Consider the following 15,765-nt stretch of genomic DNA (forward strand, 5'->3'; position numbering starts at 1 on the left):
AGAGTCGAATTTCTTGAGAGAACGCGTGAGACGTTCAATCGTTAGTGACTGTGCCCTCACCGCTCAATGGCTCAAGTGTGATCCGGTGAAAGCGGTATCGGCAGTCGTAAGCCCCGATGAACAGTGCTCGCTCGTCCGGTGTCTTCCAGTAATCCGAGAGAGACAGGCGGTCCGCATCTCCCTTCCATTCGATGATCTTCCGGCCGTCAACATTCACTAGGACTCCTTTCCGCGTGACGGTGACAATCACTTGCGAAAGCTGGTTTTTGCGAAATACAGAGCCGGTCCGCGTCGTGGCATTGCCGACGTTTTGGCCGTCGATGTTTTCCAGGGCACTCAAGGTCTTCCCGTTTGCCATGTAGTTGAACAAGGCCACAAACCGTTGCTTGCCCGACCGCTGACCAAGAATCAGACCGTTCGGTGGATCAAGCGGTTCGACAATGACCGTCAATCGATATTCCTCCGGCGGGACATATGGCAATTGCAGTCGTGCTCCAAATTGTTTCGGACCGAGCAACCGACCCTCGGCCAACGACCACATTCCGTTCTGCCAACATGACGTCGGATCAATCAGCTTCAGCAGGTCGATTTCCTTGACTGGCGAACCGTCACGATTGGATTTGCCCGCTTCCGGATCCGCAGAGGCAAGCAAATCCGAAGATGGCCTCGCCGGTAACGGTAGTTGCTTTGGATCGCTGCGGACTTGAAAATACCCCCACAATTCCGCACGGGTTCCATCGACCAACTCCGCATCGATGCGGTAGCTGACCGGTGTGGGCCGATCAAATGTGCCAATCGAAGCCAGCTCCGGTTCCGCTTTTGACCAACTCTGGGGAACCTCGACCCATGGCCCGGTCACAGAAGTCTGGTAACGCATTCGCACGCGTTTGACTTCTACATCATCCGGCCATGTCAGAGTCAAATGGACGGGTTCTCCTGGCTTCGGTACGCGGGGCTGTGGTGTGGCTGTGAACTCCGTGAATAACTTGGTCTGAGAGTCGGACGGTGCATCTGTCGGTTCCCATCTCAACTTCAACTTCTGTTCCTTGTCCAGCCACGATTCACTTAGCCAACCGCGGTATTGGCCCTGACTCATGACGGAGCCATTTCCCGGTTCTGGATGGGGCAACCCGACCGTGTGGCCGCAACCTTCATGGTAAACAACGCAGTCAGAACCTCGATAAGGCACCCGCCAACCATCGGCACTGACCAAACCCCATCCTTTCCCTTCTTTCGCAAAGTAAGTTGCTCTCGCCCCGCCAGCGGTCGCACCCGGGAAATGTTGCCCCCGGTTGTAATTGCCTTCAAAGACCAATTGCCCATCTTGCGGACGAAGTCGATAGAAATCATCAAGCGGCCGCCAGTTGATTTCGCTGAGAACCAACAGAATCGGAAAGGCTTTCTCCGGCAGTGGAGCGTCTTTGAGTCGGCTCTCTGTTTCCCGAAGCGTGCGATAAAAGATCGCATTTGCGTCACCCGCTCTGAGTTCCTCGGTCGTCAATTTGGAAACGAACGGCTCGGGATGCACGTGGGTGGTCAAGACGGATTGGCCTGTGAACTCCCGATGGTGAAACAGTCTGATCCGCCGGCAGAAGTAGTCGACCCGTTCTCGCCAATCTGCGAGTGGTTTGCGATCCGCCGGGACGAAGTACGCCACGCGAACGGCGATGGCACTCGTGTCGTGTTTTCCGTCCCAAGTCCGTGTCCCTGCGAAAACCGACGCAGTGACCCATCCCACTGCAATCACCACGAAACAGGCCAGACGTTTCCAAGCACGTTGATGAGGATTCATGAACGCAAACAATCCAAGAAGGTGACGACTCTTCATCAATGACAACGGATGTACGGGCGATGCAACCAATGGGCAGCATACACAGAGCTGAGACAGGGCACGAGCATCCCCCGTGCCCTGTCTCAGTATACAGAGTCAATGGTGTCGGCAACAATCGGCATATTTTGTTGCGGCTAAGGAATCCAGAATGTCCGATGCGACAATCGTCGACGACCACGTTCGCTGAGTAGTGCGGATCGATTCGGTTGACGGGAAGGGGGTGATTGTGGATTCGCTGCGGGAATTCTAACGCAACGCAGATTTCTGGCCACGCTCGAATTCTTGACGATCCAACACCGTCCCTTTCAAATTCTTGATTTCCACCGTCATTGGACCGTCGTGTTTCACGGTCAGCAGGACGTAACTATCCTCGCCGGCAAGAAACTTCGATTGGGGATCGGGGTACTGATTGCCTCGCCCATTGAGAGCGGTATTGTAGTAAGGGAAGCGGTCCGCCTCGGCGCGTTCGGCATAGTAACCGAAGCCCGTGATGCACGCAGTTCCGCGACGAAACAGCTCATGCCATTGACCGCCAGCTCGGCGACGAATGCTGGCGTTCTGTTCGTTGTAGAGGGTGACAACAAAGCCGAGAGGCTTCTGCATCAATGCCTGGTACCAACGGAACTGTTCTGATTCTTCATCGAAAGCGTGGCAGGTCTGCCAAGTCGTGCCGAAGTCAGACGTATGGTTGAAGTCCAGGGCGACCAGCCTCAGGTCAAATTCGGGTAAGTCGAAATGCCATTTCCACTCGTCGCCCGGAAGTTCGAAGAATCGGCGGAACGCTGTTGCGTCCACATCGTACACCGGTTCGGCAGGTGGTTTGTTTCCGCGAGGGCGTATCTCCCGATCGTGATTGCCCAGCACCGGCATCATCGGCGTGGAGCGGAAAAGCTCGGGGTAGGTGTCGATCAACTCGACATATGGCAGAATACAATTTTTGGTGCCGTCGCCGCACTTGTCCCAAAGTCGGGCAATATTGTCGCCAGCCGTAAGCAGCAGATGGACGTCGTCTGCGTCGATGGCGGACAGATCGGGTTTGCCTTGCCAATCGGCAACCACCGCAACGCGTAACACATCCGTCGGATACGCCTTGAACGAGGCATCCGTTGAATGTTGATTGCCGGTGCTGACCGAGTAGTGGTAGATCGCGTTTCGGTATTGAAGCGGAATTTCGACATGATGCAGCGTCGAATTTTCCCGAATCCGTACCGACTCACCGTATTCTTTCGACAGGCCAAAACGCACGGTGGAATCGCCCGCTTGGTCACTCAGCCAATTCACGACGATCTTACTCGGATCGTTCGATCGGTGCGTGAGCCAAATGCGGGTGATTTCTCCCGCTGCCACAGTTTCCTGAGCAAGCGGAAGCAAAATCAGTGTCAGGAGCAGTCTCATGAACAACCTCAACGGTGGCCTTCCAATTGATCAAACACCGCTAACTGGGGCAGATGATCGCTGAGAGCAAACGACTCAGCATCAGCAACGTTCACGCGAAATGCTCCCTCGAAGAGCGGCCGCGATTCCGTGATTTGCTTCGCAATCGGGCCCGTCGCCATTACGTAGTCGATTCGATGTTTGGGATCGTCGGCCTTAATTGTCAGCCCTTGGCCTTGACCCGCTTCCGCAAAGGTGTCAATCCAACCGGCCTCAATCCAAAGATCGTATTCCTCGGAATCGGGATTGTGGTTGAGATCACCGATCAGCAGCATCGAACGGCCGGAGTCGAGGTCCTCTTTCATTGCTCCCAACATGGCCCGAATCTCTTTCAGTCGGACCGTCGGATCGGCAACCGGAAACAGGTGAGCCGAATGAACAATCAACGGTTCGCCGCTGGGTAACTTGACCGTGCCTCGACCCCAGTGCCGTGTGAACAGATCTTTCGGTCGCTCGTAACTGAGGGGCACATTTTCGGAGTCGGTGATTTCGTGCTTGCTGAGCAGCGTTCCCGGCCAATTGCCGCCGCTCGGGAAACGAACATGGTTCATGCCAAGATGCTTGGCAACTTCCTTCGCAACCGCTTCACTCGGCGACTCTGAGAAGTTGACGATATCCGGTTCATACAATGCCAACTCCATCGCCAGACGCTCGGCCATCTGTCCCTTCGCGACCGCCTTCTTCGCCAACGGCCGCTCGGCGGGCCAACCTTTGCAAGCGTAGACATTGTAAGCGATCACTCGCAGCGGCGGATGTTTCTTGTCCTCAGCAATGCTCGGAAGAGTGAAAGCGGATATCCCGGCAGCACCAAGAGCCGTGCAAAACTGGCGTCGTGAAAACTTCATCGTCGTGAATCCCCAGTGAGGTGTTCGTACAGCCGCACATTGTTACACGGACGATTTCACACGTCCACCGTCGCCATCTACAACCACAAGCTTGGTCGAGAAAAAACAACGCGGCTTTCGGCAAATCAAAGCGACATGATTGACTTAATCTGTTTTGACCGGTTTCGATTCTATTCTACCGATGTTGAGTCGATAGACGATGCATTTCGGCGACGATGTCATTTCCCAAATAGATGCGATTGATCAGGTTACTATAGACCGAGGAAAAACGTTCGTTCTGCCACAAATCGCCGAACACTGAATTCAATTTGATAAATGATAGCTTGTCTTCACGAGAGCGACTAGCTGCCGCATGCAATTCCACCTTCATGTCGTCAACAATGTCAAGTGGTTCACCAGCTTGGTTGACTTGTCGATCGCTATACAAGCACCAAGCGGCGATCACGAGTGTTGCAAGGTCAATGCTACGGCCCTCGTTCAAATTCGCTTCAATAGTTGGTAGTAGGAATACTGGTAGTTTGCTAGAACTTTGCAAACATATACGACTGACATGATCCCGAATATTCGGGTTGCCGAATCGTTCGATCAAACTGTTCTTGTATTGATCCAGATCGATTCCAGGAACAGGTTCCAGCGTCGGAGTCGCTTCGATGTCCATAAATAGTCGTAGATAGTGAGCAAATCGCTCGTCTTCGATACAGTCGTTAATAGTCTCGTGTCCGTGAATTGCTCCTAGTATCCCCAAGACTGAATGTCCCGCGTTGAGCAAACGCAGTTTCATTGTTTCGTAGGGCACCACATTCGGAACGAACTGTACACCGACTTGTTCCCACGCCGGGCGACCGCACGAAAACTTGTCTTCAACGACCCATTGACAGAATGGCTCACACGTTACCGGCCATTGGTCGCGGAACCCATATTCGGATTCGAGATAGTGTATGTCTCTGTCTGTTGTCACTGGCGTGATGCGATCGACCATGGAGTTAGGGAACGTCACATGCGTTTCGATCCACTTGGCAAGTTCATTGTCTTGTCGCCGAGCAAAGCTAAGTAGCATTCGCTGAGTGAGATTACCGTTGTGTTGTATGTTATCACAGGACAAAACGGTGAATGCCGGGAGTCCCCGGTCGCGACGACGACGGAGCGATTCCGTTAGATACCCAAAGACTAGTCGCGGTTGCGATGGATGTTCCAAGTCATGTTGGGCATCAGGGTTGTCGAAATCAAAGTCACCCGTGTCAGTGTCGATGTTATAGCCGCCTTCGGTGACCGTTAGTGACACAACGTGTGTGTCTGCATGCGACATCTTTGCTAGGACTAATTCAGGATCATCGGCACCAAAGGCGAAGTCTATGATTGATCCCACGACACGGGTGTCAATCTGTTGATCGGGATGTTTGACGATTAGGGTGTAGAGACCGTCTTGTTCACTGAGAATATTGCTCATTCGCCGATCGTCTTGGCGGATGCCGACTCCACAAATGCCCCAATTGTTCGCCTCGCCTGTCTGCAACAACTGATCGGTATAGACCGCCTCGTGCGACCGATGAAATCCGCCCACGCCAACGTGTACAATGCCAGTCCGGACTTGACTGCGATCATAAGTGGGCCGTTCAACGGCTTTCGGCAACGCTGACAGATTAGCCTGGTTTAATTTAATAGGATGGCTCACGACGGTTCACCTTGTTGGACGTTTAACGATTTCTCATGACGCAGCGCCCAATACGCCGAGCCAAAGTAGATGATTGTGCAGACGAATCCCCAGGTGTGAAACGCGTCTGCATTGGTTTTGTAAACTTGCATGTTAGGACTAGCGAACATCACACGCAGCGCCAATAGCAAGATAACTGTCAATGAGATCCACGCGATCGTTCGTAGGGTTCGGTAGAACAAACCTTTACTTCCAGTCGGATGTTGATGTTCTTCAGCCTCGCGAGCATGATAGGCTGCAATGTTCGCATTCAATTCCTGCTCGGCAGCTTCTTCTTCCGGGTACGCACTAGCAGCCCCGTAGAATCGGGCCATCACGGTGTACAAGACAATCGTGAAGAGCCAAGTTGGTAGGAATAGATAGAAGAACGACATGACATTGAGTGAACCTAGTCCAAAGCCAAATAACAGACCGGCAATCCATGAAACGATTGCTGGAATACTATGGTCAAGTTTTCGATAGGTGGCCCAATACCGTGTCATTCCCAAGCGAGGGAAAAGCACGTGCTCAGCGAAAACAATTCCTCCAACAGGTACGACAAGTAAACCCGCATACGTTAATAGAGGAAGCATCTGACTGAATACAAATGGGAAGCAGGCGACAATTACTGTAGTGCAGCCGACTGCCAGTGTTACTTTCATTCGCGAGTGGTTGTAGAAGATTGCTTGTGCCGCTAGTCCCGCTCGATACAGGTTGGCATTGGCTGTGGTCCAACCGGCCACGATGACGATGACATACCCCGACCACCCGAGAGCTTGAAAGGCCACGTCGCCAGGATCAAGTTCGACGATCGACGACTTGAGAATTGCTGCGGTTCCAGCCCCCATGATTCCGGCAGCAATCCATGCAATGTAATGTCCAAAGAGCATCCCAGCACTTGTGCAGAGTCCGTAGAGCGAATGTTTGGCATAGCGAAAGAGTGCCATGTCGATCAGACCGAAGTGAGTTAGCGTGTTGGCGGCCCAAGCGAAGCCGATGACTTCGAGCAACCCGACCCCTGGTTGACCATCGCTGTTCAGTCCTGTCCAAATCGAACGGTCGCCGATGGTGATGAAGTCGTTGAAACTCGCGAGCTGCGTTCGCCCGAGGACCGATTCCGCCAAAGCGGGCATCAAAGCCAACGCCCCAGCGGTAAACATAACGACCAACCACGGTCCACATATGGAAGAGAATTCTGCAACCGCGTTGAACCCGTACATAGCGACTAGCACAACAATTATCCCGACCCCTAAGACGATTAGGACGAACGTGCTGTCAGTCGGGTACCATTGCAACTGAGCCGGTATACGAAACAGGAGTCGAACCGCCGTGCTGGAAACTGTTATCATCGCCGCCGAAATTACAGTGAAAATTAGGACGTTTGCCCAGTTATAGAGATTGGTCATTGAATCGCCGGCAATTTTGTGCAGGTACGTATAGAGACTGAGACGTGTTTGCACGGCGATCGGTGCGGTGATTAGGGTCCAACTGGCAATCGCAAGAAGATTGCCGATCAACAAACCGATCAAAATATCGGACGTCGTGGCGCCCAGTGCGACAAAAGTCGCTCCAATCACAAACTCCGTCGCCGCCACATGCTCGCCAGCGTAGAGTCCAAGGAAATGCGGCCAACTATGGAGTTGGTGTTTACCGATTGGGATTTGTTCTGGTTCGAGGTCGGCAACGCTAGGAGTCTGGGGTGTGGATGCGGTAGACATACAGTATCTGACCTGTCTTGATTCGTTCGCAAAGTTTTGATGAAAAGACGGAGCGATGGAGTCATCGTTTTGGGAGTTTGATGCCAAAGCTTCGATTGGTGCTTCGGACTGTCATGCAAGATGGGAAATAATTTTGGCCTCAACAAGAGAGTCATCGGCCTAGGATTTTATCTACGTTGTCTTGAAACTCGACGCAGGACTACTAAGCAGTTCACGCGAATGATCGGCTTCACCATTGGTCTGGCATCGAAGATGATACGGCAAACACGTCGAAAATGCTCGGCTAATGGAGGGTTCCTTTCTCTTCTCCGGTGACGAATGACGACACGGTTTGCTCGTTCCGCAAGCAAAAAACGGTTCTCACAGAGTTCGTCCGTGGATGGGTTCGATAACAACGATGTTGTCCAACGTGTGTCTTCCAGCTCTCTGTGGGCACGATGGTTCTGGGGCCGAGGTCGAATTTTCTCACTTCTGCCAATTTCTCACTTCTGCCAAGTGGTCCCGGATATCGGGTTCGTGACGGCGTTGAAGGGGCGGTTTCATCCTGATGATTGGCAAACTCGGTCGATGGAACGTATCTTAGCATATACCGGTTCAGTACGGTCACCTTGCCGTCCTCGGCCGCGTTCTTCAAACGACAAGTGAGATGATTGATGTTGAATAACCAAATTCGAAGTGATTGTGGAAAATCCTGGAGTTCTCGGGTCTGGAGACCTCGTTTGTTGGCGAAAGGCTGTTTTGTCGGTTTTGCGTTCATCAGCTTGACGCTGTCCGGTTCGGCCGCGGAACCATTCGAGACCTTTCTCAAGAAACACTGCATCCGTTGTCACGGACCGCAGAATGAGGAGGGCGACATTCGTTTTGATCAGCTTTCGCGAAATTTTAAAGCGGGATTGGACACGCATCATTGGGCGGAAGCGCTTGACAAGGTCAACAGTGGCGAGATGCCCCCCGATGGCGAACCGCAGCCCACCGAGGATGAATTGGTCGAGTTCGTTTCGAGTCTCGATTCACGGCTTCAAGAAGGCCGGGCGGCGCGAATGGCGGCACGACCACCGGTGGCTCATTATCGGCTCAGTCGGAAGGAATATCAGAACACGGTCTACGACCTGCTCGGCGTACGCTACGATCCGGCAAAACCTGGCGAGTTGAACGAGGACACGTTGTGGCATGGTTTCGAACGTATCGGGTCGCAGCTTTCGCTCTCGCCGTCCCACGTGGATCGATATTACCGGGCGGCGAACATCGTGCTCGACCGGGCTTTTCCGACGGTTTCCGCTGAGCCTCGCAAAATCCGAAAGACGGCCGCGGATTTGCGTTACGGCGGCGGAAAAAAAGAGCAGGAGACGTTGGATCGATTTGGCATCAAGCGTCCGTTGCGTTTTCTTCACTTCCCGGGACGAGTTCAGACCGCACTTGCGTCCAACTGGCTCGGAAAAACTGGTCCGGAGCACAGCGGACTCTATCGCTTGCGGCTTCAGGCCAGTGGAATTCGACCGCCCGGCGGCCAACCGGCCCACATGAGTATCGGAGTGCGAACCAGCGAGGAAACGGTCGATGGCCTTATCGAATTCGATGTAACTGCTCCTGAGGATGAGCCACGGATTTACGAGTTCGAGGTGTTCCTCGAAATGCCAACCACGCTGCATTTCTGTGTAGTGGCGACCGATATTGTGGATCGACGGGGTGGCGCGGCCTTTCGGAATGCACTCGCCAGCCGAACGTATGTCTTCACGCACAGCAGCGAGACAGCGTTATTGAACCCCAATGCTCCGCAGATGTTCGATGGCGACGGAAACGGGATTTTTTCGACCGTGCTTCTCGACTGGATCGAATGGGAAGGACCATTGGTCACTGAAGCCGAGAAATCCCGACGAAGCGATGTGTTACCACCGGAAGACGCCACGCCCGAGGTCGTCGCGGAGCATTTGCAGCGGTTTGCCGAACGAGCTTGGCGGCGACCTGTCGAGATGCGGGAACTCGAGAACTATCTGCAATCCTACCATGCGGAACTTGAGGCTGGTGAAAAGCCGATCGACGCTTATCGAATCGCGTTGCAAGGCGTGCTGACTTCCCGACATTTCATCTACCTTGTCGAGGGTGATCCTCAGCCACGCGAAGAAGTCACGGACGCAGAACTCGCTTCGCGACTCTCGTACTTTCTCTGGAGTTCAATGCCCGACGACAAACTGTTGCAGGCAGCGAAAGACGATGCCCTGACCGGCGGTCGATTGGAACAAGAAGTGGACCGGATGTTGACCGACAGTCGAATCAATCGGTTCATCGATGACTTTTCCCGACAATGGTTGCAGCTGCACCGCGTCGGTATGTTCCCGCCGGACAAAAAACTTTATCCGCAATACGACGATTGGCTCGAGGCAAGCATGCGAGCCGAACCGGTTGAGTATTTTCGTGAGATGTTCACGAACAATCTGCCTATCGAGGATTTTCTCGACTCCGATTGGACGACGGCAAACGCTCGGCTGTGTGATTTCTACGGCCTTCCCGAACCCAAGGCGAACGGCTTTCAACGTGTGTCTCTGGGGCCGAACGATCATCGTGGCGGCCTTCTGACAATGGGGGCCGTGCTCGGATTGACGTCCGACGGCACACGTCACCGCCCGGTGCACCGTGGCGTTTGGGTCAGTGAGGCGATCTTCAACAAAACACCGCCGCCACCTCCCGCCAACGTGGACCCGATCGAACCGATCCCGCCCAAGGGAAACAAAATTACGGTTCGTCAAAGAATCGAAGCCCACGCTCGAAACACAAGTTGTGCCGCCTGCCATCGAAACATTGATCCATACGGATTGGCGTTCGATCAATACGATGCCATCGGCCAATGGCGAACCCATGAGCGGGTACTCACGGGCGTCGGAGACGATCCCCAAGTCGACGCCTCCGGCAAAATGCCCGACGGGCGTCCGTTCACCGATGTGGTAGAATTCAAGCAGTTGCTACTCGACGACCGTGAAGAGTTCACGCACGCCTTGATCGAACACCTCTGCACATATGCCCTTCGTCGCGTTCTCACTGTGGACGACAAAGACGATATCCAGATGATTGTCAGCGAAGCCCAACGAGAAGGTTATCGCTTGAAGGACATCGTGCGTGCGGTGGCGTTGTCTGATCTTATCAAGAAACGGTAGCGGGGTTTGGCAACTTTCCCTCGCAGTATACCAAAAATCAAATCTCTGGCGGTTATCAACAATCCGCTTCATGCTCAAAGGTTAACAATCGATGGCTAACTACTTATCCCAATCTTGGTTGATCGACCGTCGTCATGCTTTGCGGGGGATGGGGACTTGCATTGCACTTCCGTTTTTGGAGTGCATGGTTCCACTTCGTGCGGCGGAACAAACAACCGATACGCCGCGACGAAGCGCGTTCATCTACCTTGCGAACGGCGTCCATTCACTGAACTATCAGATCACGACGCCGGGGAAAGACTATGAGTTCTCTCGGTCGCTGAAGCCCTTGGAAAAACACCGCGAGGTTATTACGCCGATTAGCGGTTTGCACCATCCGGGAGCGATTAGCCATCACCATAACTGCATCTCGGTTTGGCTAACTGGTGGAAAACTCGGCCCATCGGATCGCAATACCATTTCGGTGGATCAAAAGATGGCCGAGGTGACCGCACAGCACACGCGGTACCCATCAATGGAGATTGCGTTGACGCAAGGATCACTCGCTTGGACGGCTGACGGTGTTCAACTTCCGGCGATGCGTCGTTGCAGTGAGATTTTTCGGGCTCTGTTCGAAGAACCCAAAGGAGGCATTACCGCTCAACGACGAGCCCTGCGTCGCAAAGCAAGTGTTCTTGACGATAACCTTGAGGAAGTTCGCAAGCTCAATCAGAAGATGAGTGCCGCGGACAAGGGACGTCTCGACCAATACCTGACTTCGGTCCGTGAAGCAGAGATTCGCACGCGACGAGCCGACACCTGGCTCGACACCCCACTCCCGGACATCGCCGAGGCCGACCGCAAACGGACCAACCGCGACATCCCGAAAACTCAAGCGGGCGATTACTTCCGAACGGTCTATGACCTGATCTTGCTCGCATTCCAAACGGATGTCACGCGGGTCGCGACGTTCAGCTTGGGCGGCGAAGGGGATGCGTTTGCAATTCCTGAAATTGGCATTACCGAATCGCGTCATCAGCTGAGCCACCATGGCGGCGACGTGGGCTATATGGAAAAGCTCACCAACTACGATACCTTCGCCATTGAGCAGTTTAGCTACTTCTTGACGCGACTCTCAGAGACGAAAGACCTAAACGGCAAACCGCTTCTGGGTTCGACAATGGCACTCTTTGGGAGTGGCATGTCGTATGGTCATAGTCACGGCAACGCCAACTTACCCCTGGTACTCGCAGGCGGTTCGGACCTCGGTCTTAAGCATGGTCGGCATCTCGATTTCAATCAAGGGCACTTCGAAGGTTACCGACTCGATAAACCGAGTCAGCATTACGGTCTCTGTAGTCGCCCTGCAAACTCAAACGCCCACATGAGCAACCTATTGCTCTCAATGGCCCAACGAATGGGCGTCGAGACCGACAACTTCGGTGACAGTAACACTGCGATCGATGTGTAGACCCCATGGCACGAGTGTGCTCTTAAACGAAATCTCAACCCTATGTTCTCACTAGCATCGAGGTGAGACGAGTCGGACAGGGCTGGCGAGGCATTCGAGCGTCCTCCGCGGACATAGAAACACGTGATACTTTCTCCTAGATCAATAACCTTGAATATACCGGAACGCGATGTCTAGTTTAATTGAGAACTCTAGAATAAGAACCGTCCCATTCTTTGCGCTGTCTAGCAAATGTTGCGGGCTGGGTCTCGGTATTTTGTTATTTCTGATGACAAACGTTGCGATCGCGGAGGACGAACCGTATCGGCCCGAGGTCGGAAAGTTCCCTCCAATCGACCAGGCGCTTTCTTATCGAGGTGAACTCGTATTTGTGGATCATGCCAATCGTCGCGGCAGCCTTCGGATCGAAGGTGCAGGCATGTTTTACCGGAACGACCCGCATCCATTTGCGATGCTTCCCTACGGTATCGTTCGCTACCATGGTGCACCGGCGGATCTTCGTGATGTACCCCTCGGTACTGTGCTGCACGCTCGGGCTTTTCTCCCACCAGATCCGAAAATATCGTCGGTGCCGGTGTTGCCGGTCAACAACCGTAAAAAGAATGCAGGCTATAGCGGTGCTGGGACGGCTCCTGCGGAAAATCATGTTCTCCTGCTCGAGGACGAGCCCAGCTACTGTCAGCGTGTCGGCAAAGTTTGGAAGCTGAAAGAATTGGAGATTAAGAACAATCAAGGAATGATTGTCGCTAGTCGGGCAACGAAAGATGGCAGAGACGGTGACGCGAATGAGGAAGCGATGACCTTCGATGCTGCCACCCGCATCTGGCGGGGGCGTGAGTGTCTGGGAATTGACGATTTGATCGCTGAAAAAGTCTGGCCCAGCGAAGGCAAGAAAGCATTCGACGGTCAGCCTGTGTTTCTCGGGATCACTTGGAAGCCCACTCCCGGCGGCGTGTTTACGCGGTTCCATATTTCGGATATCTGGCTGGATGACACCGCCATGCAACGTGCGGCTCAACAACAGACGGAGACACACAAAGCGTTTGTCCGAAGTCGTTGGATGCCTGCTGTCGTCGATGCCGTCGAGTATGGAAAATTCGGCCGGGCCAAAGTGTCCGCGACCTTGTTCGGTGGGATGGATGAATCACTCTACGCTGACTTCAAAAAAGGAAGCTCAGCGATGATGAATGCTGTTGAGAATACGTTGAAGCACACTCATGGTGCATACGGCCCCTCGCACATGGCGTCGAAGGGCTCCATTCTCGACGTGATCCAAACGGAGGACGACATTCCTTTGGGAAGTAGCGGTATTCAGATTCAATTCGAGACCGACCTTATTATCGAAGGCATCCGCCCTGGTCGAGTGGTTCGCGTCTGCCCAGGCAACTGGCCTCGCGTCAATGTGCCCCGTGAGGAATACCTCGGAAGTGGCAGCCCAGAAGAACGCTTCCCGACTCCCGACATCTTCCCGAAGTACTAAGACCAAGTGGCTTCCGCAAATATCTTCGCTCGGGCGTCAGGTAACGACATCGGTTGTTGTGTACCGGCCGCGGGTTCGAAGTCACTAGACGTAACCCACAACTCAAACCTACTTTGCACCCGGACTTCTCGGACTCATCGACCATATGAAACTTCTTAGCGTTCTCTGTTTTGCTTTGTCATTCGTCTTCGTCGCCGTCTCTGATGTGGCTTGTCTTTCGGCCGGTGAGAACTTGGTTCTCGCCGAATCGCCGAGGCAGAATACCGATCAGAAAACAGCAACACGAATCGCCAAGATGGAGAAAGTGGCAGACCATGCCCTCGTTCCTCCCGTCCTGAATACATCGCCTCTGCCCGAGTACGACTATGAGAATTTAGACTATGGCATGACGATTGGCATCGAACGCACGCCGGGTGGTCGATTGCGGGCCTGCTGGGTTGCTGGTGGTGACAGTCCGGCAGCTTACTTCGTATTGGCGACATCAGATGATGACGGTCGGACATGGTCGAAACCACGGTTGGTGGTTGATTCGCACGCCAAAGAGTTGCCCAGACCGCGAAGTATTTTGGTTGGGAATCTATGGACCGACCCGTTGGGACGCCTGTGGCTGATTTTCGATCAATCAATGGACATGTTCGACGGGCGAGCCGGCGTGTGGATGACTCGATGTGACAATCCGGATGCCAACGAGCCCACGTGGTCAGCCCCGCGACGCATTTGGCATGGAGTTACACTCAACAAGCCAACGATACTCTCGACGGGCGAATGGATGTTGCCAATTTCGCTCGATCAACGCGGCGGGTTCGGACCGTTCAAAGGATGCTTCTCCGAGCTTGACCCGATGCGTGGAGCCAATGTTTTTATCTCGACGGACAACGGAGAAACTTGGAAGCGGCGTGGAATGGCGACCTTCCCGAATCCTGACTGGCACGAACACATGATCGTTGAACGGAAGGACGGTTCACTGTGGATGTTGGCACGGACACGGAAAGGCATTATGCAATCAGTGTCCACGGATGGTGGCCGTACTTGGTCCAAGGCGTCTGAACCGCCAGCCATTCGCCAACCGAACGCACGGTTTCACGTCCGACGTCTCCATTCTGGTCGTATTCTCTTAGTGAAGCATGGTGACCAAATCGATTCCCATCAGGGGCGAGTGCAACTGAGTGCCTGGCTGTCGGATGATGAAGGAAAGTCTTGGCATGGTGGGCTTGTCCTCGATGAGCGAAAAGGAATCTCGTATCCAGACGGATTCCAAGCTCCTGATGGCACCATCTATATTTCTTATGATCGCAATCGAGCTACCGATGGGGAAATCCTGATGGCTCGATTCACGGAAGAAGACATCCTGGCGAAGCAAATTCAAGGGCCAAAATCGCAACTCAAGATTCTGATCAGTCGCCCGCTGGCTCGCTTGACAAAGCCGGAATCAGACTTCACGTCACTCTTCGATGGCAAGACATTCGACGGATGGGACCATTCGGGGAACTGGGTGATTGAGGATGGGGCGTTCTACCGAAAGTCGCGTGGTGGTTCGTTGACCTACACCGCAGCGACTGTACCCGATGATTTTGAACTGCGATTCGACTGGAAGGTTTCCCAGGGGTGTAACAGCGGTGTGTATTACCGGCCGGGACAAGTTGAGTATCAGGTGCTCGATAATATCGGCAGTCCCTACGGCGAGAATGCACGACAGGCGGCGGCCTCGCTCTTTTTCTGTATGGCTCCTTCGAAAGATGCCACCCGGGCCGTCGGAGAATGGAACACCGCCCGAGTTATCTGTCAGGGAAGTGTGATCGAACATTGGCTCAATGGTGAACGAGTCTTGTCCTTCGACTATGAAGACCCGAAGTGGAACTGGTACGTTAAGTTGCTCGCTGCCCGTGGTGGTGATCTCACAGGACGTAACGGCCAGCTGTGGCTGCAAGATCATGGCCATGACGTCTGGTATCGCAATTTGCGATGGCGGGAGATACCGCAAGACGAAGAGATTATCCCTGAACAATACTTCGAACCAATGCCGGTGACGGGCTCCGCGCTAGCGAAAGAAGAAGCACGTGTGAAGGCCATGCTTAGAGCTCAAAAAGCCAAGCAAACGCCAAAAAAGTAAGATGACAGGACTCGCGATTCCGCCCGACCTACGACGATGGCAAGGCGATAGCCAAATT

The 15,765-nt window shown here is 53.7% G+C and carries 9 protein-coding genes; 4 read left to right on the forward strand and 5 right to left on the reverse strand.

Translation table 11 applies throughout. The annotated features are described in order from the left end of the window. Positions 1-34: 34 nt before the first annotated feature. The 5 genes from G6R38_RS09415 to G6R38_RS09435 all read right to left on the reverse strand — a co-directional run bounded on the left by G6R38_RS09415 (position 35) and on the right by G6R38_RS09435 (position 7,518). Positions 35-1,792, reverse strand: a complete 1,758-nt coding sequence (locus G6R38_RS09415; protein ID WP_166823386.1) for a hypothetical protein — start codon at positions 1,790-1,792, stop codon at positions 35-37. Between the two features lie 285 nt (positions 1,793-2,077). Then, positions 2,078-3,226, reverse strand: coding sequence for a metallophosphoesterase (locus G6R38_RS09420; RefSeq protein WP_166823388.1), 1,149 nt, complete (start codon positions 3,224-3,226; stop codon positions 2,078-2,080). A gap of 8 nt (positions 3,227-3,234) precedes the next feature. Next, a complete protein-coding gene (locus tag G6R38_RS09425) occupies positions 3,235-4,110 on the reverse strand; it encodes an endonuclease/exonuclease/phosphatase family protein (protein ID WP_166823391.1) in 876 nt (291 codons plus the stop codon). 175 nt (positions 4,111-4,285) lie between these two features. After that, positions 4,286-5,782 carry a mannitol dehydrogenase family protein gene (locus G6R38_RS09430; RefSeq protein ID WP_166823393.1) on the reverse strand — a complete coding sequence of 499 codons (1,497 nt, stop codon included), beginning with the start codon at positions 5,780-5,782 and terminating at the stop codon, positions 4,286-4,288. Beyond that, the gene (locus G6R38_RS09435; RefSeq protein ID WP_166823396.1) at positions 5,779-7,518 is read right to left on the reverse strand and encodes a purine-cytosine permease family protein; all 1,740 of its coding nucleotides are present in this window, start codon (positions 7,516-7,518) and stop codon (positions 5,779-5,781) included. The genes G6R38_RS09430 and G6R38_RS09435 overlap by 4 nt, the downstream gene beginning before the upstream one ends. 722 nt (positions 7,519-8,240) lie before the next feature. Between G6R38_RS09435 and G6R38_RS09440 the strand changes: the two genes are divergently transcribed. From G6R38_RS09440 to G6R38_RS09455, 4 genes are all read left to right on the forward strand, one after another. Continuing rightward, positions 8,241-10,667: a DUF1592 domain-containing protein gene (locus tag G6R38_RS09440; protein WP_240928134.1), complete on the forward strand. Its 2,427-nt coding sequence runs from the start codon at positions 8,241-8,243 to the stop codon at positions 10,665-10,667. Between the two features lie 91 nt (positions 10,668-10,758). Then, entirely contained in the window at positions 10,759-12,117 is a 1,359-nt protein-coding gene (locus tag G6R38_RS09445) for a DUF1552 domain-containing protein (RefSeq protein ID WP_166823401.1), read from the forward strand. Between the two features lie 268 nt (positions 12,118-12,385). Further along, the gene (locus G6R38_RS09450; RefSeq protein WP_206028520.1) at positions 12,386-13,597 is read left to right on the forward strand and encodes a hypothetical protein; all 1,212 of its coding nucleotides are present in this window, start codon (positions 12,386-12,388) and stop codon (positions 13,595-13,597) included. A gap of 145 nt (positions 13,598-13,742) precedes the next feature. Beyond that, on the forward strand, positions 13,743-15,707 hold the full coding sequence (locus tag G6R38_RS09455) for a family 16 glycoside hydrolase (RefSeq protein ID WP_166823406.1): 1,965 nt from the start codon (positions 13,743-13,745) through the stop codon (positions 15,705-15,707). Positions 15,708-15,765: the final 58 nt, after the last annotated feature.

Origin of the sequence: Thalassoroseus pseudoceratinae (assembly GCF_011634775.1) — a bacterium.
Lineage (GTDB): Bacteria > Planctomycetota > Planctomycetia > Planctomycetales > Planctomycetaceae > Thalassoroseus > Thalassoroseus pseudoceratinae.

Coding starts and splice junctions, on each gene's coding strand:
- G6R38_RS09415 (WP_166823386.1), bottom strand. CDS start 1,792: ATGAATCCTCATCAACGTGCTTGGAAACGTCTGGCCTGTTTCGTGGTG.
- G6R38_RS09420 (WP_166823388.1), bottom strand. CDS start 3,226: ATGAGACTGCTCCTGACACTGATTTTGCTTCCGCTTGCTCAGGAAACT.
- G6R38_RS09425 (WP_166823391.1), bottom strand. CDS start 4,110: ATGAAGTTTTCACGACGCCAGTTTTGCACGGCTCTTGGTGCTGCCGGG.
- G6R38_RS09435 (WP_166823396.1), bottom strand. CDS start 7,518: ATGTCTACCGCATCCACACCCCAGACTCCTAGCGTTGCCGACCTCGAA.
- G6R38_RS09445 (WP_166823401.1), top strand. CDS start 10,759: ATGGCTAACTACTTATCCCAATCTTGGTTGATCGACCGTCGTCATGCT.
- G6R38_RS09450 (WP_206028520.1), top strand. CDS start 12,386: ATGACAAACGTTGCGATCGCGGAGGACGAACCGTATCGGCCCGAGGTC.
- G6R38_RS09455 (WP_166823406.1), top strand. CDS start 13,743: ATGAAACTTCTTAGCGTTCTCTGTTTTGCTTTGTCATTCGTCTTCGTC.